Raw genomic sequence first — 25,251 nt, forward strand, 5'->3', positions numbered from 1 at the left:
GCTTAATGCCACGACTTTTTATATTAATTCGTACTAATGCCTCTCGCTGCCCAAATGCGATCGATATCAGCAGCATGTTGTCCGCCATATAAAAGAGCATCCGCTTGCTTAATCGCTTTCGCTCCATCACTGAATTTAGAGTTTGGTGTTAATGACCAGTGTGATTGTAAAATGATTTTCGTTGCTACATCACGGCCAAAAGCTTGTGCCATTTCGTATTGACCTTGAGCCCAAATTTCACCATCATCATGCACTTCATTCGTTATATCTTTCGGATATACTTTATTCGTATCTAATCGGCGTAAGCATGTTGGATCTGAACTAGAATAAGCTGTCGCATCCCATTCTCCAACACATGCTTTACCATATCCAGTAGTCGATACTGCATCTTCATATGTAGCACCTAAGAAGTCGCCAAATCCTTCTCCCATCGCTCCACCTTCTGCTGAACTACCAAAGCCAGGAACTTGGTTATCTTGAATCGAATGCCCATATTCATGTGCGATAATACCAGCATCTTCTGCATCATCAACACCGCCAGTACCGAAAGTTAAAGCTTTTGTTGATGGAGAATAGAATGAGTTATCATCAGTTGTACCATTAACATTCACTTTTATCGAACGGTTATTAATATTTTTAAAACCTAGACTTTGAATGTAACGTTGCAATGTATCGATATGATAGTACGACATAACATCTTCAAAGCTATCATTTGCGCGTGTATAGTTAAATTGTAAATTCGTAGATTTTGTTTTCGCTTTTGAAGAAATCGTTACATATTCTCCAATTAAAAATCCTGTTCCATCTAAACCTTTTAACGTAACAGTTTTCAGTTGGTTCGTTAGAGCTGTTGAATCTGCATCGTTATTATCTTTTAAGCCTACTTTACTACCGCTAGATACGACTGGGTTAGGTAAAAATACTTTTCCTGACCCTTCAGCTTTTCGGTTTATATCAACCTTTTTAATTAACTTTCCATTTTCTGCATCAATAAATGTTTCCCATGCACCAAATGGATTATTAGAATGGACTACAACTTTATATACTGGACGAGCAATTCCTTCTTCAACAATATATCCGAACTCTTTATCTGTAGGAGCCCATAAATTTTGCTCACTTGCTTCTCCAACATACGCCATTGATTTTTGTATTGCATCTTTTTCACTAATTTTTGTCGTTACTTCCTTCACACCTGTAACAGGCTGATAATCAGAAACAGCGAGTACTCCCTTTCCCTCTCCATTAAGAGTAACTGTAATTTGTTTTGAAAATACAGGCGCACCGTTAACAACTTGTTGGAACCTAACATATGAAGCTACTGACGTTTCTGTTGTAGAAATATATTGCAAGTCTGAAAGGTCTGTTTTCAATCCATACTGCGCAGCATTTTCTTTTAAATATTCAGTTGCTTTTTTCTGTGGCGAATAAGCTTCTAACTTTACTTGCTGTTGTTTTTCCAATGCCGAAACCGTAGAAATCGTCCCCATTACTAACGGTACAGTCATTGCCATCGCCACCATTTTTTTATTAAACATAGAACCACTCCCCCTAATAAAGTAGCTCAACCTTATCCCATTACCACTAGGCAATCATTCCCCACAAAATGGGGGGATAAAAATTGAATCTACGAGTAATTCTCTATAAACACTTCTATTACCTTTTCATTTAGGGTAAGTGAAATTTTCTCACTATTTATGTGTAAAGTGAACACAATACTTTAGAAATATATTTCTACAGTATTGTGTTCGGTACGCTATGAAAAAAGACAATTGCTAGTGGTCCTATCGAATGTATAGTCAAATAAATTCTAATCATACAAAAAAGGAAGTTGGAATCATTCCAACTTCCTTTTTCTTTAATTAGCTGCACTTAATTTAATTCTAAGTTTTGTTTCACCTAAAGAAAGTTCATCGTCTTCGTTCGTTAAGTGACCAAATGTAAATTGTTTAACGAGTAAGTTTTCTTCCAATAAATCTTTATGGTTCGTTAACGTTCGTTGTAGCTCTACTTCTGTATCAAGAATAACATCGACTCGTAAATTAACTGGTAAATTCAACTGTTTACGATATTCTTGAACCGCACGAATGAATTCACGCGCTACTCCTTCTTGTAACAATTCTTCCGTTACATTCGTATCTAACATAACCGTATATTGTCCGTTAGTCGTGTTAGAGAATCCTGATTTTGCAACTTTCTCAACTAACACATCTTCAGCAGTTACAACTACTTCTTCTCCTGGTGTTGCTTCGTAAACTGCTCTTTCTGTTGATACAAAGTTTTGTACTTCTTCTTGTGATAATTGTTTTAGCCAACCATTCACTGCATTCACATTTTTACCGAATTTCGGCCCCGCTGTTTTAAAATTAAGCTTCAATTGATATGATGTGTATTTTGTTTCATCGAGTTCAACATGGAACGCTTTTACATTTAACTCATCCATAACGATATCACGATAAGATTCCCAATCCATATCATTCTCGTTATGCTCAAGTAATACAAGTTCTGCTAGCGGCTGTTTTACTTTTAAAGAATGCTGATTACGGTTACTTCTTCCAAGTTCAACAACTTGTAAAACAGCATCCATTTCCGCTTCTAATTTCGGCTGAAGTAGTGATTCATTTACAACTGGATAATCAGCTAAATGAACGCTACTTCCTTCTAAATTAAGATGAATGTCTTCCGCGACAAACGGTGTGAATGGTGCAATTAATTTACTAATTGTTACAAGTACTTCATGAAGTGTCTCATACGCAGCAGCTTTTTCAGCGTTCATACCAGATTCCCAGAAACGATTACGTGAGCGTCTTACATACCAGTTACTCACTTCATCTACAAGTACTGCAATTTCACGAGCTGCATTCGTAAATTGATAATCATCAAGTGCAGTTCTCACTTTTTTCGTTGTACTATGCAATCTTGATAATACCCATTCGTCTAATTTTGTAAGCTTTACATCATACGTTTCTTTCGGATTATACTCATCTAAATTTGCATATAAAACGTAGAAACTATACACATTGACTAATGTATCTACAAATTTAGATTTCGCTTCCAGTACTGTTCTTTCAGAAAAACGCTTCGCATTCCACGGGGCACTATCAACAAGTAAAGCCCATCTTAGCGCATCTGCACCAAACTTATCTACTAAATCAACTGGATCTAGTGCATTTCCTTTGCTTTTAGACATTTTCTGCCCTTCTTCATCTAAAACATGCCCTAGTGATAACACTCGTTTATACGGTACTTTTCCTGTATATAGTGCTGATACTGCTAATAAACTATAAAACCAGCCGCGTGTTTGATCAATTCCTTCTGCAATAACATCCGCTGGAAACTGCTCTTCAAATAACTCTTTATTTTCAAATGGGTAATGATATTGTGCAAATGGCATAGAACCACTATCAAACCAAACATCAATCACTTCTGGTGTACGATTCATTGTGCCTCCGCATTTTTCGCAGCGGACTTGCACTTCATCTACATAAGGCTTATGCAATTCTAAATCTTCCGGTGTTTCTTTCGTACTATGCTTTCTTAATTCGGCAATGCTTTTCGGCGCAAACTGATGATCACAACTTTCACATTCCCATACGTTTAATGGCGTTCCCCAATATCTATTTCGGCTAATATTCCAGTCCACCATATTTTCTAAAAACTTACCAAATCGTCCATGTTTCATATGATCCGGATACCAAGTAACTGAATCATTATTTTGTAAAAATGTATCTTTAATTGCAGTTGTTCGGATTAACCAACTTTCTCCTGCATAATAAAGTAGTGGTGAATCACAACGCCAGCAATGTGGGTAGCTATGTTCATATTTTTCTTTATGATATAGCAAACCTTCTTTCGCTAAATAACGAACAATGTCAACGTCACAATCTTTTACAAATTTACCTTTCAAAAATGGTACCGCTTCTGTATACTCACCTTTTTCATCTACAACGTGCAAGAATGACAATCCTTCACTTTGAACAACTCTATAATCGTCCTCTCCATATGCTGGAGCAATATGAACAAGTCCTGTACCACTATCTGCCGTTACAAAATCTGCTGCGATAACGCGGTAACCATTTGTAACTTCTTTCATCGGAAATGGCGCTGTATAAGATGTGTTTAATAATTCTTCGCCTTTATGAACAGATAATACTTCATAGTTTTCTTTTAATACTTCTTGTACACGTTCTTTCGCAACAATGTATACATGACTTTCTTGTTTTGCTTTAACATATTCCATATTTGGATGTACAGCAAGCGCTACGTTTGCTGGAAGTGTCCAAGGCGTTGTTGTCCAACCTAAGAAATACTCATTTTCACTATCTTTCACTTTAAACTTCACAGTTGCACTTAAATCTTTTACTGTTTTATACCCTTGTGCAACCTCATGTGAGCTCAATGAGGTTTGGCAGCTTGGACAGTATGGTGAAACTCTATGTCCTTTATATAACAATCCTTTTTCATGGATTGTCCCCAAAATATGCCATACACTTTCGATATATGGATTCTTTAAAGTTACATATGGATCATCCATATCTACCCAATAACCAATACTTTCAGTGAATTCACGCCACTGCTTTTCATATGTGAAAACACTCTCTTTACACTTTTGAATAAATGGTTCAATGCCATATTCTTCGATCTCATGTTTACCAGAAATACCAAGTTGCTTCTCAACACCTAGTTCTACAGGTAAACCATGTGTATCCCATCCTGCTTTTCTTACTACTTTATAACCAGCCATCGTTTTATATCTTGCTACTAAATCTTTAATTGCCCGACCAAGTGCATGGCCGACGTGTGGTAAACCGTTCGCCGTTGGTGGTCCTTCATAAAACACAAACGATTGCGCGCCTTCTCGATTCTGAATTGATTGTTCAAAAATGCTTTGTTCGTTCCACTGCTTACGAATACGTGTTTCTCTCCCTACAGCTGACTCTTTTACATCTACTTTCTTCATCTACAATCACTCCTTTGAATGTTTTAAAAGCACACAAAAAACCCGTCCCTATGAAGTAGGGACGGGTTTACCCGCGTTACCACCCTAATTCTATTAGCTTTTTCACTAATAGCGCTTAGCAACGTACTATCATACGTGTTCTTTGTAACGGTAGACATCCGTCCGGGCTTACTCACTTTCAGCCTCGGCTCCTCGGAGATGATTTTCAAATAACGTCTGCCCACCGGCTTTCAGCAATATACCGGCTCTCTGGAGAACAGTTCACTATTTTACTCTTTCTCGTCTTCAGATTTATATACTTTGTTAAAAGTTATTTTATGCCATTTGACAACTAATTGTCAACTAATTCAAAATATATCCTTATCTTTTCCCCTATTCTTATACAATTACTTTTCAAATTCTCGCAATGCTGCTAAATTTTCATCATCCTCAATAAGTTCAGCAAAGAATCCCGATTCATCCTCACGAAGGACAATTTCAAGCTCTTTCTTCGCCTCTTCATTTCTATTTAACTGTGCTAAATAACAAGCACGATCATATCTTGCTAACAAATCACTTGCATCCATTGTTAATACTTCATTTGCTATTTTTTCTGCCTTTAGTGTTTGGCCGGCACCATGATATGAAGACGCTAAAGAAAGGAGAATTGCTGTTTCATTTGGATGATGTATAGAAGCATTTTCTAATACATGAATTGCCTCTTCAAACCTTTCTTGACTTTGATACATTTCTCCTAAAGCAAGAAATGCTCTACTTACGAACGGTGTTTGCTCCATTAATTGTAAGATCATCTTTTCTGCTTTTCTTTCTTCCCCTGCTTTAAAGAATACTTGTGCTTGCAGAAGAAGTGTATCATAATCATCTGGTAGTTCTCGAACCATTTGCTTCGTTAATTCCAAAGCATCTCTTAACATATCTTCTTCCTCGCACTCAACGAAAAGATTTACAAGTTGCTTCGCTACTTCATAATCCCATCTATTTTCTAGTGACGTGTGCAAAATCTCTATTGCTTCTTTATTCATCTCTACATTCTCATAAAATAGCGCAAATCGCTGTGCTGCCATACTATTTTTCGGATTTAACTTTAAAGAGATTTCATATAAATCAATTATCATAGTAACCATTGAAATTTCTTTGGCACGATTTTTCATACGATAAAAAGCTCTCGTAATGATAGATCGTTTTGGCTGTTCATGCAGCTGACGTTCAATCCATATTTCCGTAACCGCAGCTGCAGCATACATGAATGCTGTACTTCTTTCTGCTTTTTTCACCTTTAACGTATGAAGAAAATCTCGTATGTTAGACAATTTTTTATGTTGCTCTACTGCTTTTACATAAACATCAAATATACGTTCATTATCAAAATCTTTTTGTATTACTTTCATTGCAACTTCAATTGCTTTTACATTTCTTTTTTTCACTAATACTTTTGCATAATGATATAGAACTTCTATATGCTCACCATCTAATTGTAGCGCGTATTCAATCTGTGCTTGTTCTTTATCTATTTCATTCATCGCTCCGTACACATATGCAATCGCATCTAAACGCCATATTTCAGGTACTTCTTCCTCTAATTGTTCTAGTTCAGTCAGCAATTCTTCCTGAAGATTCATATCTACTGAAAGCTGTGCCAAATATTCCATATTAATATGCAACGGCTCTTCCTTCATCGCCTGAACCATATGACTTTGTTCTTTAGAACGATTTTCTTCTTTTTCGTATATTTCCGCAAGCTGTAAATGTACACCTACGAAATTCCCATCAAGCTCTAAACATGTTTCATACGCTTGTTTTGCTTCCGTCAATTGCCCTAATGCCATAAGTGTTTCACCAATTCGGTAATACGGTAATGCCGTTTCCTTTTGTTCTATCGCCTTATTATATCTTTTCATCGCTTGGCCGTACTGTCCAATAGATTCATATAAAATACCTGCATAACAACCGTACTCACTTACTTCATTACTTTCTTTGTGTAACGTTCTTAAAAACGCTATACCTCGTTGTACAAATTCCGTTCCTTTAATTCGATTCACATATTCATCTAACGCACTTGCTACATTATAATCACTTTTCTTTATACCATTTTCTAACTTAGATAGCGCTACTTTAAATCCTTCTTCATTTCCACCAAGTTCAATTTCAGCATCCCATAAAACCATTCCTGCATTCATGAGGAAATCTTGGCTCTTTTCAATTTGCTTCTCAAGACCAAGAATATATTCTTTTGCTTCCTTGTATTGTTCTCTTGCCATATACACTTGTGTAAGTCCGAAGTGAGAATAAACATCCTCATCGTTTTCTTCTAAAGCACGCTTATACAATACTTCTGCTTCTTCCAAGCTATCATTTTGAAAATGATAGTCACCTAATTTTACGTAAAGAGGTGCTTTATCATCACAATTCTCAATACCGTTTAATAAAATTTCTTTCGTACTTTCCTCATCCTTCAAATCAGATTCGTATATTTCCGAAAGTTTCGTATAAATGTAAGGTGCATTACTATCCAAATGAATCGCTACTTTAAGCCCTTTTATTGCTAAATATAATTTTCCTAGTTGATGTGCACATCTCGCTCGTTCATACCATACATGTGCTTCATATTTATACTCTTTTAACAAGTCATTAAAGATTTCATATGCTTCTTCATATCTTTCTAAATCTATTAATATTAAACCGTGATTCGTTAAAGTGAATCTTTCAGGACTGCGCTCTAACGCAACTTGAGAGTATTGCAATGCTTTTTCAGATTGATCAATATACATATAGGATAAAGCGAGAAAACTCCAAGCAATAGGCTGATCTGCGTCTAATTGTAACGATGAACGAAAGCTTGAAATCGCTTCTATATAACTTTCCTGCTCAAAAGCATATCTTCCATTTATCAAATGATATAATGCACGATTATTTTTCTTCTCAACGCTTGTCAGCATTTGCTCCGCTTTCTCTACTTCCTGAAGACGAATAAAACACTGTGCACCATGCAATTTAACAAAGTCCGAGTTCGGAAACTTTTCTATTAACTTATCGATACAATATAAAATAAATTCTTTATCTACTTCAACATCTAAGTGCTTTATCGTATATAGCCACGTATTTGGATTATCGCTCGTTTCTTTTAAAAATTGTACTAAGTTACTAATTCCCTCTTTGTCATGTTCATCTAAATGATCCGTAAGAGAAAAAATAGATTTAAAATAACGATTTTCTTCCTCACTTAGAAACGCTAGTTGCGCCTTCTTTTCTTTCGGAACAAACGTGATTGCTAAACAGCCTGTATAACGATATTTTTCTTGTAATTTACTATATTCTACAAGAACTGGTTCTATAAAGTTTGGATCTTGAACATAGAAAGCTTGCAATGTATCATCATATCCAGATAGAACTTGTACGTGTGAAGCATGCTCAATATCTATACTTAATAAAACAGGAATTCCTTCATCAATCAGTCTCTTATAATTCTCTTCATTCCCTTTAAAATAACGATATTCATAACCTAATTCTTCCAAATAAGAAACAGTATCTGAAAACTTCGATCCTGTCATATCAAAAATAAACTCTGCTATTTCATCTTGTGTACGTGTCTCTCCCCATATACGCAACATCATCTCTAAACTTGTCGGAACACAATAATTATCCTTTTGTACAATAGGAACTATCGGCAAGTGAACCTTTTTTCCATCCGGATTTTTTTCTAAATTATGATATAAAGATTCTTTTAAACTCTTTTCTTTTTTTAATAGCTTTTGTAAATCTGCAAATTTATTCATTTTGTACAGCGCTTCTGCACGTAAATGTACAAAGTAAGTGTTATAAGCATGATATGGCAGCTGAGTATTTATGTTATCTATTACCGCTAACATCTCTTCATATTGCTCTAAATCTAATAAATACTTTACCTTCTCAAAATGAAAATATGGTACTTGTGGGAACTTTACAATCGCATCATCAATTAACTGTATCGCACGTTTTTGTTCTCCTTTATTCGCATACAATTGTGATAATAAATAGGTAGATAACTCTTCACAATCTTCATGCTGCATGCCAGCAATAAATTGTTCTTCCGCTTTCTCCCATTCACCTGTATGCATATAAACGTAGCCCCATTTATCAAACACTACGCGCGTACTGTACTCCTCTGCTTTTTGCATATACATTAGCGCTTCTTCATTTCTTTTCATTTCTAAAAGACATCGTACTAACGTAAAATATGTTTTCGCTAAAAAATCTGCATCTATTTCTTCTTTATTACTCTCTTCTAAAGTTTCTTTTAACAGCTGCTCTGCTTCAAGAATTTTTCGCTCATCAATTAGCTCATCACAATATAAAGAGAGCGTTCTCATATTTGGGAATTTTTTATAAGCGTAGCGAATGAGGAATGAACTGTATTGGTGCATAAGCCCTTCATCAGTAAGGCGAATTAATATGTCAAACTCCTTATGCGAAGGAATATTAGCAAGCCAATTCTTCACATAGGATAAAGTATTCGTTTCTTTTATATATGCAATTTCATTATTTATTTCCTGTAATCCGTCTACAAATCTCTTATCTTTCAAACACGCTTCTAACTGCTTAAAATCTAGCATGCATTCACCTCGAATTTATATTTAAACTGCTACTTGCTTAGATTTTACACACCATATAGTATGTATTCAACTAAAATCTCTTATAATGGATGATATTAATTAATATTATTCAAATTCATAACAAAATATAGTAAAAATGATTGTTTTTCTCCATATGTTGTTTAATTATATAGAATAACGTAACATGCAGTTTTAATCTTGTAGAAGCTGAAATTAGTACATAAAATTATATCGGCGATTTTCAAATTATATCGACCGATTCTTAACATTTATCGGCGATTATATGTCGAATATCGACTTATCGACATTAAACGACAATCCTTATATATCATATCTTTTAACATACTATATCACCAAATGTAATTTTCATATTCGGAGCGTACACTAAAGAAGAATGCACATGAAATATTTTAAAAAATCGTAGTTCAGCTTCATATTGAGCTAGCGCATTATCATATGTTAATCCTCTGTCTATTAAACGTTTTATAAATTGCTGCTTATCACCCGGATTACCTGCAATCCCCTCTTCTTTTAATGAATGATACAAACTTTGTTTATCATTATGGTGGATATTAGAATCTAAAAAGTTCACTTTATCACTTACTCTACACTCAATATTTTTCACACCTAATTCACTTAAATACATCGGTATTTTCATACCAATATTTCCATCTTTTCCACTCCTCTGCGTGTCACTTTCAAATAAATTCTGCAAAATGCCTAGCTGGATAATTTCCGATTGGTTCTCTCCATCCAAAGTGTATGAAGACATATTTGATATCCAATGTGGTTCAAAACAGATTATTTTCCCGCCACTTTTAACTGAATGAATCATTTTTTGTAGCATCGTTTTTGGTGAACTCATATGTAATAAGAAGGCATGACAAATTGCTATATCGTATGTATCGTTCAATTCAATTTCTATAGCATCTCCCTCCAGAAATTCTGACTCGTACGGAAGTGAACGAAACAACTCTCTCGCTTCAGCTAATAATGTTTCTCCACTATCAATGCCTGTATACTTTGATCCTTCTGGAAGTAAAGGCATTAATAATAAGCCTAAATAACCATATCCACAACCATAATCAACAACATGGACTGGCTCAGAAATCTTCCAAACTGAATTCACTAGAAAACTTACATAATCGCTATTGTAATATAAATCTCTCGTATTTTTTAAATACGCTAGTTTACTGTTCCAATCGTATGTTTCCAACCTCTAACGCCTCCTTTTATATACACCCCTTACAATTCTCCATTTAACAAAACATTCCTACATTTTTAACAATTACCCAAGAAATTGGTTTTAATAAGGTGAGATTACTGCTTACATGACTCCTATACCAAATAAAAAGGCATACATATCTGTAATGATACATACACCTTTTATGCTACATCTCCTCAGGAGTCTCCACCCCAAGTAAACGTAATCCTTCTTTTAATACAACCGTCACAGCATAAACCAATGCGAGTCTGCTGTCTTTTTCTTCACTCTCTTCTAATATACGAACATTACCGTAATATTTATTGAACGATTGTGCTACATCTAATACATATTTCGAAATAATCGATGGCTCATTTTTATTGAAAGCTGCTTCAATTACTTGTGGGAATTTGTTTAGTAATTTTACGACACTCCAGCTATGATCGTCTTTTAAAGCAAACGTACATGTTTCAAATTCTACACTTTCTTTTCTTAAAATAGAGCAAGCACGTGCATGTGTGTACTGTACGTACGGGCCTGTTTCTCCTTCAAATTTCAGCATGTTTTCTAATGAGAATTCAATATTGTGCATACGCTCATTTTTTAAATCGTGGAAGATGATTGCACCAACACCGACTTGCTTTGCTACTACTTCTTTTTGTTTTAAGTTTGGATTTTTCTCTTCAATATTTTGTTTTGCAAGTTCGATTGCTTCTTCGAGTACTTCTTCAAGTAAAATAACTCTTCCTTTACGTGTTGACATTTTCTTACCATCTTTTAAAATGAAGCCAAACGGTACGTGTTCCATACCATCAACCCAAGTATAGCCAAGTTTTTTTAATACGGTGAAAAATTGATTGAAATGTAAGCTTTGTTCTGGACCAACAACATATAGCGCTTTATCAAACCCATAAGTGTTTTGACGATATAAAGCTGCCGTTAAGTCACGCGTTGCATAAATCGTCGCACCATCTGATTTTCTAATTAAGCAAGGCGGCATTCCTTCTTCTTCTAAATTAACGACTAATGCGCCTTCTGATTCTTCCAGTAAGTCGTGCTCTTCTAAAATCCCAATAAAGTCTTCCATTTTATCATTATAGAAAGCTTCGCCTTGAAAATTAGTAAATTCCACACCGAGAAGTTCATAAATACGAGAAAATTCTTTTAATGATTCGTGACGGAACCAATTCCAAAGTTCAACTGCTTCTTCATCGCCTTCTTCTAGCTTTTTAAACCAAGCACGTCCTTCTTCTTCTAATTCATCATTCTCTTTTACTTCTACATGAAACTGAACATATAACTTAAATAGCTCACGTATTGGATCCTCTTTCACCACTGCTTCATTTCCCCATTTTTTATAAGCCGTAATTAACTTTCCAAACTGTGTTCCCCAATCTCCTATATAATTAATCCCTACAACTTCATAGCCACATTTTTCAGCGATATGTTTCAGCGAATTTCCTATCATTGTAGAACGTAAATGCCCCATCGAAAAAGGTTTCGCGATATTAGGAGAGGAATAATCAATTACTACTGTTTTTTCACAGCCAAAGTGGTTTTGACCGAACTCTTCTTTCTCCGCTAAAACTGTTTTTAATACTGCATCACTTACAGTTTCACGATTGAAAAATACATTTACATAAGGACCAACGGCTTCTACTTTCGTAAAAAACGGATCATTTAATTTCTCAGCAACTTCCTTTGCGATAAGAGCTGGTGCTTTTTTATATTGCTTCGCTAATGAAAAACATGGGAACGCTGCATCTCCAAATTCATCTTGTTTCGGTGTTTCAATTAAATCTAAAATTTGTTTTTGCGTTAATTCATTCGTGAAAATATTAGATAAACTTTCCGCAAACTCCATTTTATAATCCATGATACAACCTCCTTATTTTTTAAAACACAAAAAACTCGTCTCTAAAAAAGAGACGAGTTTGAACCCGTGGTACCACCCTTGTTGTTCGTTACGAACCACTTTCCCGTTTATAACGAGGACAGGGGGCCTCGGCTTTCTCTACTATTCGTTCAAGAAGCATCTCCGAAGTGCGCTTCATCTTTTTCTTCCGTACTAGGCTCACACCATCCCTAGCTCGCTTTCCTTCTAAAAAAGACTACTCTCTTCATCACAGACAGTATATTTAATTAATTATTGCTTATTATACATCTTTTCAAACAATTAGCAAGGGTCAATTACACCAAAGTGAAACTTAGCACTTTTTCTTTTGTATACATGAAAATTGTGTTTTTCAAATCTAGAACTACGAAAATGATCTTTTAAAACGACACGTTTTCTCGCCACTCGTTTTGCCTCCGCAATTGTTTCGTCAGTAATATCATGATACAAAGCGAAGTGTTTTAATCCTTTAATTCCGTCAGATTCTATGACAGTTTCTTCAAACATCGGATCAAGGTAAACGACATCATAACTATTGTCTTCACATTGCGCTAAAAATGAAAAATGCTCCGTTTGCTTTACTTGGATTCTTTGCATTGCTTCATCAATTTCAGAAACAGATGAAGACCATGTTTTCAAACCATTTCTCATGATATAAGCCATAGATTCATTGCCTTCAAGTCCTGTTACTTTTCCACTTTCACCAACAACATAACTAGCTACAATACTATCTGATGCCATCCCGAGCGTACAATCTAACACTGTCATTCCGCTCTCTAATTTAGCAGCTTGTACAAACGGATCGTGTTCTCCACGCATTAACCTTTTCACACGAAACATCGCTGAGTTCGGATGAAAGAAAAATGATTCTTCCGTACCTTTCGGATAAATAGCTAATCGGTTCTTTCCTACGACAAGTATATCTTGTTCATACTGCTCATGTAATTTATGCACTGGTATATCATTACGTAAAATGAAAGAACGATTTAATTCTTCTGCTACCTTTTTTGCATATGCTGTCATTTCTTTGTTTGTTCTTCCTGCTGTTGTTACTATCATTGTTTCACCTCTATATAAAGAAAAGAGGGAGATTTACTCTCCCCCTTCTTTAGCAATTCTTTTCGAAAGCTTGCTCTAAGTTCGTAATAATTTCGTCCATAGTTGCACCTTCAATTTCATGACGGTGAATGAAGTGAACAACTTCTTTTCCTTTTAATAATGCCATAGATGGTGAAGATGGAGGAATTTCTCCGAAATATTCACGCATTTTTGCAGTAGCATCTTTATCTTGACCTGCGAATACAGTTACAAGATGATCAGGTTGTTTTTCAGCACGAACAACCGCTTGACCTGCTGATGGACGTGCTAAACCAGCTGCACAACCACAAACAGAGTTTACAACTACTAAAGTTGTACCTGATGTATTTTCCATAAATTCTGTTACAGCTTCTTCTGTAGTTAACTCTTCAAACCCAGAACGCACTAACTCTTGGCGCATTGGGATTACCATTTGGCGCATGTATTCTTCATAAGCATTTGACATCTTGTAATCTCTCCTTCAACTTTCATTCCAAATTCATCATATCACGCTCTATTAATAGGTGCAAAAGAAAGATAACGATGATTTCATTTTTTTGTAGGGATTTCACAAACCCCACCGCGGCAATGTCCCACTGGAACAAGTTTTCTATTATTAGCGATATAATCGTATACTTTACTTCCAAAACCAAGTACGATAGATAGCTTTATAAAAGGAACTGCAAACCAATAAGATGGAACGGCCTTTGCTAATACATCTATGCTCTGAATGCCGTCATACCACTTATTATTTTTAAAAATATACAGTCTTTGTTCCATTTTACTTTGTAGTTCTTGAGAAAGCTTATATTTCTCAACTACATCTTCATTTCGAAATGAAACAAATTTCATCTTACCCTTTTTATCTAATTTTTTCGTACGTTCTGCAACGGCCGTACACATCGGACACCAACTATCATAGAAAACAATCATACATTATTCCCCTTTACGAGACTCCGTCATTTGTTTCCATACAGAACCTTTTGCTTCTTCTCCGCCTTCAATACGCTCTAATGCTAGACGTGCTTGCATCGCTACTTCAAACTCTGAATCATCTTGCGCTGCTTTTAATGCTGGAATCGCACTTTCATCTCCAAGTTCAAATAAGAACATCGCTGCACGCCAGCGTACTAATTTACTTGGATCTTTCAGAGATTTAATCATAACGAACATCGCAGCCGGATCACCTACATCTGATAAACAATCTCCTGCAGTACGACGAACACTTACAGAGCGATCTAACAACGCTTTATATAATAACGGTAATACTTCATCACCTTTTACCATACCTAAATACGCTGTTGCTAAACGGCGTATTGAAACTTTTTCATCATCTAACGCCATCTTCAACACTGGAATATCTTCTTCAGTAGGATCCATTTGTTCTAATGCTGCAAAACGGTTTTTCCAGTCAGAATCTTTCATCATCTCTTCTGTTACTTTATATGGCTCACGCTTTTGAATCGTTACTTCAACAGCACCTGCTTGATTTAATAATTCTTTAACCGTTTCATTTACACGTTCTTCTGAATAAGCAGCAACAATCTCTTCTACTACTTCTTTCCCGATTTCTTCAAAATTACCGTAACGTGTACTTTGTTCTACCCATTTACGCTCTTTTACAACGTTTGGTGCAGACATTTGTACTTTCATAATTGATTCTTTGAAACGATCTGGTAAGCCAACGCGTTCTTCCGATGTTCCATCTGTTAACTTTACTTGCATTGGAATTGTAAAGAACATTTGAACAAACACTTTCACTTCTCCAAAATGAGACAGTTGTTGTTCTTCACTTTCTTCCACTACTTCTTCGCCAAAAACAGCACGAACTTGTTGTAATAATACTTTCCAGTCATACTTTGCATTTCGCTCGACTGCTAAAAAGTCAGCTACATGATACACACCTTTAATGCCTTCAATTTTCAAAATTTCTTGCACTTGCATTGGTGCTTGTTCTTTATTTTCATTTGTATAATTATTACGCGCTCCTGATGGTAATACTTCATTCAAAATAACTTTCATTGTATTTGGACTTGGCGTCGGTTCAATTGCTTTAATCTTCACGTAAAAAACTCTCCTTTATTGCGTGTTCTTAGCTGTATTGTAACATGTTATCACTCTATACTCCTACTCGGATGCTTAATTTTACTACTTTCTTCCCGCTACCATACTATTTCATTCTTTTTACATTTCAAATTAAGAATGAGGTTTTAAAAGCTTTCGTTTCCGATGCTTTTTATTTTTTATCCATTTCTTGAGGTACCGCCAGTATTAAAAAAAACACACGCTAAGCAAAAAAATATAATAAGTTGTCCATATAGACAGCTTATTTACATATTTTTCGTTCTCGGAAGTTGATCTTGTAGCGCTCTTTCTCGTAATTCACTATGTTTTCCAAAGAAAATAGTGAAAGACAAGGCGATGAATACATTTGCAAAATGACAAAACTGTAAGAATACACGAGTATTTGTAAGAAAGTTCGATGTTTTCCTTTTTCTTTTTTTATTATAGTGAAAAAGAAGAACGAAATATTCTCTTATGTAGGAAAGGAAGATAATAATGATTGATTTATTAAATAAATGGATGTTAGAAAGTACAGGAAATTTCAATATCGTTGTAGGACTTACAGCACTTCTATTTTTGGGTTCAGTAATTACACTTATTATTATTTACAAAAAAATTGGTAAACCAGATGAAAGAACAACTCCTATTCATTTTAAAATTATTTCTTGTATGTTTACTACTCAAATTCTAATGAATTGCATATTTATTTCTTTAGTTGGTAAAGATATTGAGAATTTCCGTCAAATCTTCATATTATTTGAAGCCTTTGTATTCTTCGTTGGAGCTATTTATTCGTTTAAATTATATAGACAAGAATTTAAATAATTCACTTGCAAGAAACAATAAAAAGGGGGATTCCTTACTCTCAGAAAGGATCCCCTTTTTTATTTTCTATCACTCGATTCTTCTTTTTATACATTCCTATCCTCGCATGGGTTTTACGGTTCTCGATTGTTACTGGATTAGCCGAAAAACGTAATAAAATTTTGTATACTCTTTACTTGTTTTCCAAAAAAAGCTGGCGGTACTCCTTCTTTAAGTTTATTAAAATACTTTCCACAATTTTTTCCGTAGCTATTACTTAAAATCACCTTTTATTACGATGCCCCCTCCCGCCTTCTCTCCAAAAAGGTAATACTCTCAATCACAACTTCAGTTCTATATATTCTCTTGCCTTGTTCATCATCGTAATTACTCGTCTGAATACGCCCTGTAATCCCAACAAGTGATCCCTTCTTACAATATTCAGTTACATTCTCAGCCGATTTTCGCCAAACGACACAATTAATAAAATCGACTTGTTGTTCACCTAAACTATTTCGAAATCCTCTATTCACCGCAATACATATTCTTGCATAAGCAACGCCTTGTTTTGTGTAGTATAATTCTGGCTCCTTTGTCAATCTACCAACTTTATGATAAGTAGTATTTTTGTATAAATTCTATCAACCCTTGATAAATAGCCTTTTGTAATGTGAATTCCGTTTTTTTATAATTGGACAAAAAGCGTGTTAACATCCGGCAATTTCATCAAGTAAACAGGGATGAAATTTTGGACATTCTTGAACTGAAAGGTTGTATCAAAACTAAAATAAAAAACCGTATTTCGTGTTAATTTGAAATAAAATCAAAGCGAGTAAGTTGAGAAATTTGTGTTTTTCCTAATAATTTAGCAGCAATTAATAGTACAAAAAAGCCAACCACAAGTTCTATGGTAATTTGCCCAATATGATCCATATGAAGTGTCACCTCGACAAATTGTTTTTTATAATAAAACATAAAATATTTAACAATATGAACTTTCGTTTACACATACTAAAAAATCTTCAAACACTATTTACCTTTAAAAATGGGTATACCATAGTTAGGTATCATTTTTTTAATAAATATAATTACAAGTATATAGGCAATACAAAAAAAAGTTCATAGAAAATCCAAACTTATCCTGATAGGCATGCATGGCGAGCACAATTAGTTTTTGCTGCCTGCTCTATTGATTTTTAACAGGAGTAAATAAAATGAAGGTAACATTTACGATACCTAAAACTCTTTTCTTTATAATTGGGATTACCTTTTTAATTGGAATCGTAGGAACTGGTATGTACATGGACTTTATGAAGTAGTTCAACTTTTCATTTCTTTGAATAAAGTTCAGTATTCAGTTAATGATAAGTACAAGCTACTTTTCCCCAAAGTAGTCCTTTGTTGCAGTGTTTGTGAGAGCAGTTAGGTTTCGCCAGCTGCTCTTTTTATTTTTCACTTCAAATCATGATGTTTTACATTAGATTGAGCATTAATTTCTTGAAATATATTTAAATTATTATTTTTTGCTTGTAAATCTGTTGGATTATTGGATAGTATATTTTGATTCAAAAATTGAGGTTGAATTAATCTTTTTAAGTCTCCCACTGTTAACGGCTTAGCATCCTCTTTTAATTCATACCCTATTTGACCATTAGGTTCTAGAGTTGCTGTTTTTACATCTCCAATTTTTGAAATTCCTTGGTTACGTAATCTCATTTCTAATTGATCTACTGTTAAACGCATTTTCTTCAAGTTAGAAACATTTAAAATACCGTTTTCGATCACTGTTTTAGACTTACCAGTAATAAACTTCTCAAATGCATTAGATTTTAATTGTAGATATTCTATAATAACTACTGAAATGACAAATATAAGTGCACTTACAACGGCCTTTAATACACTTTTTTCTACAATAGGTTGTACAATAATTGTACCAATAGAAATCATCACTACAGTTTGTGCTAATGTCATCTGCGAAATAGACTTTCTACCTGCTACTCGTAATAAAAGAATACCACTCAAAATTAAAATAAATGATTCCCAAATAAAGTTCATATAATCCCCCTCTAATAAAGAATCTCCATTTTAAATTTCCCTTGTTTACTCGAATTAATACTTTACTTAATATTTAGTAAACTGTAATTTTGTTATAACCTTGCATAACATTTTTAATCTCGTATACACTATTTTTGTAACAATCGGTTACAAATTATTTCTGTAAGCGCAGCGTTTCTTTTGTACAACGAGCAGTTAGTTTTATTAACTAGCTGCTTTGTTGAGCTTACTAAAGTTTTTATTTAACTTTCTTGTATAACATTTTTGCTTCTGCTCATACTATAGCTGTAACTTTAAGTTACAACGTGTTGTGGGTATCGTTCTTGTTGAACAATAAAGCAGCTAGTTCATTGAACTAGCTGCTTTATTATTTAAATAAACACCACCATTTAATTAAGTACAAACTAACGTTTTTGTTCACTTTGTAGGTTTAGAATAAAGTTTGATAATTTGTAATAAAGTTCAATGATTTTTAAAAAAGATTGATAATTTATAAAAAAGATTGATAAAAAGACCTGTTTTGTAGAGTATTTCTTTGTTCAACAATCGGGTCATTTTGTGGAAGATCAGCAGAAACTTTTGAAATCTTAATCAAAATAGTAATTAATCTATCGAAGTTGTAAAATAAGGGTAAGAATAGTTCTGGGGGGATTTATATCAATTATAATGCTATTAATCTAAGCGAGAAACTGTCCAAATTCAGTGAACACTGGTCGCCCAAAGTCATTGGTGAAATGAATGACTATCAGTTTAAGTTAGTTAAGATTCTGGGGGATTTTGTATGGCATGAGCATAAAGACACCGATGAGGTATTCATCGTGATAGACGGCGAGATGTCCATCTCATTCCGCGATGGACAGGTTAAACTTTCCAAAGGAGAAATGTATGTGATACCAAAAGGTGTGGAGCATAAGCCTTATGCTGAAAAGGAATGCCATATAATGCTGGTAGAGCCTAAAGGTGTAGTCAACACTGGTGAAACTAACTCCAAACAAACTGCTGAAAATAATATATGGATTTAAATCAATAATTCAGTTACTTTCTTTGGAGCAACATATAAAAGGAAGTTAAATATTTTCCGCAATCGGGCGCTTTAATTGAGTAAGGTTCACAAAAATTATCAAACTTTTTTATAAAAGGATGATTCAATTGAATATAGAAAAAGCGTGTTTTGATCAATCTTTTTTTTCAAAACACGCTTTTTCTATTCGCTCTTTTATCAAGGTTTAGTAAGTTAATTTAATCAAACTTTATTCAAAAGCTACACACTTTTTTATTGCAGATATGAAATATTCATGTGATATTCTTTTTCAATATTAATTTTTTGCAGAGAACACCTTGAAAGGTGCTCTTTCATTTTCAAATGTAGTCTTATCATAATTATTAAATGTAAAAGACATTTAAAAAGTTGCTGAGAATGAACGAGATAAGTAACTTTCCCTTTTTATTGTCACTCATTATGTTTGAACTGATTCTTCTGTTCTAACAGATTGTTGTTTTTTCATGAATATAAGTAACATAAGTACAGTTATTATTGAACGATAAATATGAAATGACGCTGTTAATTCACACCTAGATGCAAAACCTTTCCCTTGAAATACAGGTGTGATTTCAAGCTCTGGTATATCAATAATATGCGTATATTCTCCAGCAACGCCGACAACCATTCCTTTTATTGACCACGCAAAACCAGTTACAATTCCAGTACTAGCTGCGTCCCCTGTGCCAATTTGCGAATGCCATCTCCATTGATTGATTTTAACTTTTTTTAGATTTTTTTTAAGTACAGAATGAATCTCTTGCAACTTTTTTACTATCTCTCCCATACTATCAATCTGTGCCATTACTTTATTTTCAATACCGCCCTCTTCTTCCGCTTTTTCAATTTTTTGTTCAGTCTTTTTTTTCTGCTTTTCTATTCTCTCTAACACATCAAACGTATATTTAAATTTCCATATTTTCACTTGCAGTAAACATTGTTTTTCTATTTCTGTATATAAGAAAGTAACTTTCAAAGATATTTTCAAAAATAACATAAACAAAATAATCAATAACAGAATTCCGATCCCAATTACAAGCCACTTCATGTTTATCATCCTTTCATTCCATACCCATTATCGACATGTCCAAGAAATATTATACAAATTCTGAAAATTACGTATGAGCAATCCTCTTTAAACAATGAAAAATCTGTAGCGTCTATATTAAAATTCTTGTTGTACCATCATGATAATAAAATAGCATGGTAGAATGATAATCGTTAGAAAGAACAAAAAGTACACGAGTTTTGAAATGCTACTATTATAACTAAAAACACCTCTTACTATCGTATTATTTAAATGCGATAGTAAGAGGTGTTTTTTACTTGTTCTATTCCATTAAATCACTATATATAGTGTTCTACTTCAAGTAGACTATCTTATATTTATGAGCTAACAGTACGTTAATGATAAATCTTATATTATATCCTATTATTGATTATTATTTTCTCGAATTTCTTCAGAAGGTTCTTCTGTTGGATCTGGCTCATCTTCATCAACGCCATTGCAACCACATAACAAACCTACAGATAAAATAGTAGACATAAAAGCAAGTAAATATTTTCTTTTCTTCATGGGATTATTGCTCCTTTCAGTTAAGTATTTATGCTATTATCATCTACTTTTAAAAAGAGAATATGCTGAAGTTTTTTCAGTATTTTTTTCCTATACATCCAATTAGAATTAAATCTATTTATCGAAAAACCAGGATTCTTAGATATCCGTAAGCCTAGCTTAAAATAGAAAATACAGTTAACAACCATAATTATTCTGTATACGAAATTGTGTTTTTTCAAATACTTTAAGCTAAAATACTTTCGATAGGAGTGAAAAAAGTGATAAGAAACAAATGTGCAGTGATTCACCTATTTTTATTATTGGTTGTTATCGCTGTTTTTATATGGTCTGTTATTAACCCCGCAAAATACTCGACATGGGCAGCAGAAGCTATTCCTGCTATTGTCGGTTTATCCATTGTAATTGCAACGTACAATAAATTTCATCTCACCACTCTCTCTTATATAATTATTACAATCTTATCCATCACAATGTTTGTCGGTGGTCATTACACATACTCAGAGGTGCCTCTTTTTAATTGGATACAAGATGTTTTGGATTTAAAACGAAATCACTATGATCGATTTGGACATTTGATAAAAGGTTTGTTTATCATTGTGATAAGAGAAATCTTATTACGGAAAACTCAACTTACCGAAGGCTTTTGGTTAATTACGATTAGTATAAGTATTTCACTTGCTATTGCTGCATTATACGAAATCATCGAATGGTTAGCTTTTAAAATAGCAAAGGGAGGAAAAGCAGCAAAAGACTTTTTAGGTATGCAAGGCGATATATGGGATGCACAATGGGATATGTCACTTGCCTTAGTAGGCTCAATTCTTGCGTTGCTCACCCTTTCGACATTACATAACCGAATATTGAAAAAGAATAGATAAATTTCCAATCTAATAATACATAACTTTTCAGTTCCTTTTTGATTTTTTTATAAAACTATTTTTCTTATTTCAGCAAAAAACACTTGGATAATATTAGAAAGTCCTGGTTTGAAAGACAAGAATTATTAGTATAAGTTGGCATCATAAATCTCTATAAAATATCGCATTATAAATTATGTGAAATTGAAACGAGTGTTTCTTTTTACCATTTTTTTCAGGGGGGACAATAATGAATATCCTTAACTTTTTGATGTCACTATTCAATTCTAAAAAAATAACTCAACAAATGTTTGAGTTATTCGGAAATAAAAAGAAGAACAATAAAGGATGGATTTTGGGTTCTTTATTAGGGCTAGGAACAGTTTTGGGTGTATTAGCAACACGTAATTCAAGTATGATAAGACCTATAAAACATACGTTTCAAGGTTTTCAAAATAAAACAAGAACATTTATTCCATCCAAAGTAAATTTGGCAAATATGGAGTTTGCTGATGAAATTACGCCTAACACACAAAAGAAACAAAGTAATTCAAACTAATAATTGTCACCATTAAAAGACAACAACCCCATAAAAAAGCAGATAGCCGATTCCTTGTTTTAAAGGAAATCGGCTAATCTGGTTTAATACGTACAATTTTCTTTTTTTGATATGGTAATCCGAATTAACTTTTTAACATCTTCTAACTCATACCTTCATTGTCCATTAGGTTCATGGTCAATTTTTTACCTTTAATTTTCGAAATCCCCTGTTTCCACGATTTCATTTCTAATTGATCTACTGTTCATCATAATTTTTTAAGTTGGTAACAAAACTCATCCCGTTATCCTTTTTGAAAATATTAATTTTAAATCCCTTTTAGATTTGAGATAATACTTTATGATTTAAGAACTTCTTTAGACACCTTAGAATGAGTACCAACAAACTGCTCAATCATTTGATTTAACTCTGTAGCCGCTTTTGTTGGTATTTGATGTTTTGTACCAGTAATAAATCTTAATTCATTATATGGCAATTCTTCATGTAGTAAGTTTGCATGACTATAAAAAGTTTTGTCATTTTGTCCATAAACCAATAACATAGGTAGATGAATGTCTTTAAGGCGATTGGTACAATTATAGTGCAAACTATAACGATAATATTGTTCGATATTTTTGGCATTACCTTTCCGAGCTTCTCGAAACATTTTTTTAAATATTTTTTTTGTATTAGAATTCCCCCACGAAATGGCAAATGCTAAAAATGAAATTGCTCTTGCTTTCGCCAATTGGACACCAAGAGAAATCTTGTTTTTTAAGTACCCTTTACGCACTTCTGACATTCCACCTATTAAAATTCCCCCTAAACTATTTTCGGGATATGTTAGTAAAAATTCCAAGGCTACTGAGCTTCCTGTGGAATACCCACATACAAAAGACTTTTTAATTTCCAAATATTCCAGTAATTTCTTTATATCTTTAGCAATTAGTGAATACGTAATTGGCTGACTTGAACTCTGACTGTTTCCATGTCCTCTAACATCAAAAGCGATTACTTTAAAATTTCTAGATAATTCTTCTATCTGATATTCAAAATTTTCACAGGTAAGTGTAGGCGGGTGAATAAAAATGATAGGAGTCCCTTCTCCTTTTACTATGTAGTAAAGACTACATCCCTCTACAGCTAACTTTGGCATGTATAGAATCACCTCAACAATTTATAATCTCTTAGTAAAAGCTACTGATTTCATAAGTATTTCACCATTAATAATTTGTATAAAAAGAAAGAAATATACTCACTTCCTATTTTGTGAAAGGATTCAATATACATTTCTCTCTTCGTAAAACATAAACTGTTCAAAAAAGTTCATTTTGATTAACGAAACATTTTAGACAGATATATACCTTGTTCATCAGTCATTTTTGCAATAAAGCTTCTAATACTTTTTATCCCTGCATAGCTCACCTCAACTCGCTTATACTATAAATGTGACTTAAAGTCACAAATTATTACTCGGTGCGCGTGATCTTCCTTTTTACTAAACGTAGTTAGTTGGACTTTGTTGCATAAAAGGAAGCTGATTAAACGTTCTACACATCTAAAAAATATCGGATAATAGAATATTATGGTATCAAGTAAGTACTATTAAAAAGGTGAATGCTATGAAAAGGTTTCTAACTTTGTATGCCTTAGTTTTAATTTTAGCGGGATGTTCTGAAAAAGCACCCTCTCTTAAAAAGAATGAATTACAAGTTAAACAAAAAGATAACAAATTGATTCAAAATACAACACATTCTATTCCCAAAAGTAAATCTTTGCAATTAGCCCCCACTCCAGTCACTAAAAAAACAATTTTAGATGTGCCACTTATATCGCAAAAGCCAGAATTAAAATATGGATGCGAAGTTACAAGCTTAGCGATGGTATTACAGCATGCAGGCATTAAAGTTAATAAAATGGATTTAGCTAACGAGATAAAAAAAGATCCTACTCCACTGTCTACAAATAAAAGTGGAGACATCATTCAATGGGGAGATCCTAAAGAAGGTTTTGTCGGAGATATAACTGGAAAAAATAAAGGGTACGCTGTCCACGTTCAACCGTTACAAGAATTGATGGAACGTTATCTACCAAATCGCACAGTAAACTTAACAGGAAAAACCTTTAATACTGTGTTAGCTCAAATTAAGCTCGGTAAACCTGTATTAGTATGGACTACAGGAGATTATCGCCTTCCAGATAGATGGGAGTCTTGGAAACATGATGACAAAAAAATTACAGCTCCTTTGGATTTACACGCTGTTGTTATTGTAGGTTTGGAGGACAAATACATTTATATCAATGACCCATTAACTGTGAAAAAAGCACACAAAGTAAACCAAGAGATTTTCATTCAATCGTGGGAAGCATTAGGGAAACAAGCATTATCCTATCGCTAATGCAATTTCATTAAATATTTAATACTACCATTAGGTACACCCTGTCTATACAAAAAATAAAAAAATGATTTGATGATAAATATATTTTGTCTATAGAAGTACAAGATATAAAATACTCATTAAATCCACTTTCATTTCCCATACTATTTCTAATATGATTTATAGTAAGTTTGTAACTTAAAGTTACAAATCATT

19 protein-coding genes, 2 pseudogenes and 2 other annotated features are annotated in these 25,251 nt (G+C 33.7%); of the genes and pseudogenes, 5 read left to right on the forward strand and 16 right to left on the reverse strand.

Annotated elements, in window-relative coordinates; genetic code table 11:
- Positions 1–23 precede the first annotated feature (23 nt).
- From ACO6VI_RS14160 to ACO6VI_RS14205, 10 genes and pseudogenes are all read right to left on the reverse strand, one after another.
- On the reverse strand, positions 24–1,535 hold the full coding sequence (locus tag ACO6VI_RS14160) for a M36 family metallopeptidase (protein WP_000482274.1): 1,512 nt from the start codon (positions 1,533–1,535) through the stop codon (positions 24–26).
- A 320-nt stretch (positions 1,536–1,855) separates the two neighbouring features.
- Entirely contained in the window at positions 1,856–4,957 is a 3,102-nt protein-coding gene (ileS, locus tag ACO6VI_RS14165; protein WP_088020914.1) for an isoleucine--tRNA ligase, read from the reverse strand.
- Between the two features lie 54 nt (positions 4,958–5,011).
- Positions 5,012–5,252: a binding site (T-box leader), on the reverse strand.
- Positions 5,253–5,343: 91 nt separating this feature from the next.
- Positions 5,344–9,546, reverse strand: coding sequence for a tetratricopeptide repeat protein (locus ACO6VI_RS14170; RefSeq protein WP_422423520.1), 4,203 nt, complete (start codon positions 9,544–9,546; stop codon positions 5,344–5,346).
- 337 nt (positions 9,547–9,883) lie between these two features.
- Positions 9,884–10,762: a class I SAM-dependent methyltransferase gene (locus ACO6VI_RS14175; protein WP_000451279.1), complete on the reverse strand. Its 879-nt coding sequence runs from the start codon at positions 10,760–10,762 to the stop codon at positions 9,884–9,886.
- A 175-nt stretch (positions 10,763–10,937) separates the two neighbouring features.
- Positions 10,938–12,626 (reverse strand): arginine--tRNA ligase, encoded by a 1,689-nt coding sequence (gene argS / locus ACO6VI_RS14180; RefSeq protein ID WP_161519898.1) that lies wholly within the window; start codon positions 12,624–12,626, stop codon positions 10,938–10,940.
- Positions 12,627–12,671: 45 nt separating this feature from the next.
- Positions 12,672–12,886, reverse strand: a binding site (T-box leader).
- Positions 12,887–12,926: 40 nt separating this feature from the next.
- Positions 12,927–13,703, reverse strand: coding sequence for a class I SAM-dependent methyltransferase (locus tag ACO6VI_RS14185; RefSeq protein ID WP_161519897.1), 777 nt, complete (start codon positions 13,701–13,703; stop codon positions 12,927–12,929).
- Between the two features lie 49 nt (positions 13,704–13,752).
- A complete protein-coding gene (locus tag ACO6VI_RS14190; RefSeq protein WP_000063706.1) occupies positions 13,753–14,187 on the reverse strand; it encodes a BrxA/BrxB family bacilliredoxin in 435 nt (144 codons plus the stop codon).
- An 83-nt stretch (positions 14,188–14,270) separates the two neighbouring features.
- Complete coding sequence (locus tag ACO6VI_RS14195) at positions 14,271–14,654, reverse strand: thiol-disulfide oxidoreductase DCC family protein (protein ID WP_000634891.1); 384 nt, start codon at positions 14,652–14,654, stop codon at positions 14,271–14,273.
- A 3-nt stretch (positions 14,655–14,657) separates the two neighbouring features.
- Positions 14,658–15,785, reverse strand: coding sequence for a conserved virulence factor C family protein (locus tag ACO6VI_RS14200; RefSeq protein WP_000692587.1), 1,128 nt, complete (start codon positions 15,783–15,785; stop codon positions 14,658–14,660).
- 234 nt (positions 15,786–16,019) lie between these two features.
- Positions 16,020–16,141: pseudogene (locus tag ACO6VI_RS14205) on the reverse strand (transposase); the annotation flags it as partial.
- A gap of 139 nt (positions 16,142–16,280) precedes the next feature.
- Between ACO6VI_RS14205 and ACO6VI_RS14210 the strand changes: the two are divergent.
- Positions 16,281–16,610 (forward strand): 6-aminohexanoate hydrolase, encoded by a 330-nt coding sequence (locus ACO6VI_RS14210; protein WP_065483389.1) that lies wholly within the window; start codon positions 16,281–16,283, stop codon positions 16,608–16,610.
- A 272-nt stretch (positions 16,611–16,882) separates the two neighbouring features.
- Here ACO6VI_RS14210 and ACO6VI_RS14215 read toward each other — a convergent pair whose 3' ends face one another.
- The 3 genes and pseudogenes from ACO6VI_RS14215 to ACO6VI_RS14225 all read right to left on the reverse strand — a co-directional run bounded on the left by ACO6VI_RS14215 (position 16,883) and on the right by ACO6VI_RS14225 (position 18,644).
- The gene (locus ACO6VI_RS14215) at positions 16,883–17,188 is read right to left on the reverse strand and encodes a single-stranded DNA-binding protein (RefSeq protein ID WP_000159730.1); all 306 of its coding nucleotides are present in this window, start codon (positions 17,186–17,188) and stop codon (positions 16,883–16,885) included.
- Between the two features lie 214 nt (positions 17,189–17,402).
- A pseudogene (locus tag ACO6VI_RS14220) lies at positions 17,403–17,522 on the reverse strand (DUF421 domain-containing protein); the annotation flags it as partial.
- 519 nt (positions 17,523–18,041) lie between these two features.
- On the reverse strand, positions 18,042–18,644 hold the full coding sequence (locus ACO6VI_RS14225; protein WP_087971322.1) for a DUF421 domain-containing protein: 603 nt from the start codon (positions 18,642–18,644) through the stop codon (positions 18,042–18,044).
- A 656-nt stretch (positions 18,645–19,300) separates the two neighbouring features.
- On the opposite strand from ACO6VI_RS14225, the gene ACO6VI_RS14230 reads away from it, so the two are divergent.
- Positions 19,301–19,666, forward strand: coding sequence for a cupin domain-containing protein (locus tag ACO6VI_RS14230; RefSeq protein WP_075307295.1), 366 nt, complete (start codon positions 19,301–19,303; stop codon positions 19,664–19,666).
- A 435-nt stretch (positions 19,667–20,101) separates the two neighbouring features.
- On the opposite strand, the gene ACO6VI_RS14235 is transcribed toward ACO6VI_RS14230, so the two are convergent.
- A complete protein-coding gene (locus tag ACO6VI_RS14235) occupies positions 20,102–20,740 on the reverse strand; it encodes a DUF2953 domain-containing protein (protein ID WP_161519896.1) in 639 nt (212 codons plus the stop codon).
- A gap of 375 nt (positions 20,741–21,115) precedes the next feature.
- Positions 21,116–21,259 carry a hypothetical protein gene (locus ACO6VI_RS14240; protein ID WP_168176185.1) on the reverse strand — a complete coding sequence of 48 codons (144 nt, stop codon included), beginning with the start codon at positions 21,257–21,259 and terminating at the stop codon, positions 21,116–21,118.
- 260 nt (positions 21,260–21,519) lie between these two features.
- Here ACO6VI_RS14240 and ACO6VI_RS14245 point away from each other — a divergent pair, with 260 nt between their 5' ends.
- Together ACO6VI_RS14245 and ACO6VI_RS14250 are read left to right on the forward strand one after the other, a co-directional pair.
- A complete protein-coding gene (locus tag ACO6VI_RS14245) occupies positions 21,520–22,140 on the forward strand; it encodes a DUF2238 domain-containing protein (RefSeq protein WP_140157201.1) in 621 nt (206 codons plus the stop codon).
- A gap of 229 nt (positions 22,141–22,369) precedes the next feature.
- Complete coding sequence (locus ACO6VI_RS14250; protein ID WP_161519895.1) at positions 22,370–22,678, forward strand: hypothetical protein; 309 nt, start codon at positions 22,370–22,372, stop codon at positions 22,676–22,678.
- Between the two features lie 337 nt (positions 22,679–23,015).
- Here ACO6VI_RS14250 and ACO6VI_RS14255 read toward each other — a convergent pair whose 3' ends face one another.
- On the reverse strand, positions 23,016–23,813 hold the full coding sequence (locus ACO6VI_RS14255; RefSeq protein WP_087971326.1) for an alpha/beta fold hydrolase: 798 nt from the start codon (positions 23,811–23,813) through the stop codon (positions 23,016–23,018).
- A 466-nt stretch (positions 23,814–24,279) separates the two neighbouring features.
- Here ACO6VI_RS14255 and ACO6VI_RS14260 point away from each other — a divergent pair, with 466 nt between their 5' ends.
- Entirely contained in the window at positions 24,280–25,056 is a 777-nt protein-coding gene (locus ACO6VI_RS14260; RefSeq protein ID WP_088020906.1) for a C39 family peptidase, read from the forward strand.
- The last annotated feature ends 195 nt before the right edge of the window (positions 25,057–25,251 follow it).

Origin of the sequence: Bacillus sp. PSXD-155 (assembly GCF_049310765.1) — a bacterium.
GTDB classification, from domain to species: domain Bacteria; phylum Bacillota; class Bacilli; order Bacillales; family Bacillaceae_G; genus Bacillus_A; species Bacillus_A cereus.

What these genes read in the sequence shown, in the direction of transcription:
- ACO6VI_RS14170 (WP_422423520.1), bottom strand. Translation starts at nt 9,546, where the DNA reads ATGCTAGATTTTAAGCAGTTAGAAGCGTGTTTGAAAGATAAGAGATTT.
- ACO6VI_RS14185 (WP_161519897.1), bottom strand. Translation starts at nt 13,703, where the DNA reads ATGATAGTAACAACAGCAGGAAGAACAAACAAAGAAATGACAGCATAT.
- ACO6VI_RS14195 (WP_000634891.1), bottom strand. Translation starts at nt 14,654, where the DNA reads ATGATTGTTTTCTATGATAGTTGGTGTCCGATGTGTACGGCCGTTGCA.
- ACO6VI_RS14250 (WP_161519895.1), top strand. Translation starts at nt 22,370, where the DNA reads ATGAATATCCTTAACTTTTTGATGTCACTATTCAATTCTAAAAAAATA.
- ACO6VI_RS14240 (WP_168176185.1), bottom strand. Translation starts at nt 21,259, where the DNA reads ATGAAGAAAAGAAAATATTTACTTGCTTTTATGTCTACTATTTTATCT.
- ACO6VI_RS14160 (WP_000482274.1), bottom strand. Translation starts at nt 1,535, where the DNA reads ATGTTTAATAAAAAAATGGTGGCGATGGCAATGACTGTACCGTTAGTA.
- ileS (WP_088020914.1), bottom strand. Translation starts at nt 4,957, where the DNA reads ATGAAGAAAGTAGATGTAAAAGAGTCAGCTGTAGGGAGAGAAACACGT.
- ACO6VI_RS14255 (WP_087971326.1), bottom strand. Translation starts at nt 23,813, where the DNA reads ATGCCAAAGTTAGCTGTAGAGGGATGTAGTCTTTACTACATAGTAAAA.
- ACO6VI_RS14190 (WP_000063706.1), bottom strand. Translation starts at nt 14,187, where the DNA reads ATGTCAAATGCTTATGAAGAATACATGCGCCAAATGGTAATCCCAATG.
- ACO6VI_RS14225 (WP_087971322.1), bottom strand. Translation starts at nt 18,644, where the DNA reads ATGAACTTTATTTGGGAATCATTTATTTTAATTTTGAGTGGTATTCTT.
- ACO6VI_RS14210 (WP_065483389.1), top strand. Translation starts at nt 16,281, where the DNA reads ATGATTGATTTATTAAATAAATGGATGTTAGAAAGTACAGGAAATTTC.
- ACO6VI_RS14260 (WP_088020906.1), top strand. Translation starts at nt 24,280, where the DNA reads ATGAAAAGGTTTCTAACTTTGTATGCCTTAGTTTTAATTTTAGCGGGA.
- argS (WP_161519898.1), bottom strand. Translation starts at nt 12,626, where the DNA reads ATGGATTATAAAATGGAGTTTGCGGAAAGTTTATCTAATATTTTCACG.
- ACO6VI_RS14235 (WP_161519896.1), bottom strand. Translation starts at nt 20,740, where the DNA reads ATGATAAACATGAAGTGGCTTGTAATTGGGATCGGAATTCTGTTATTG.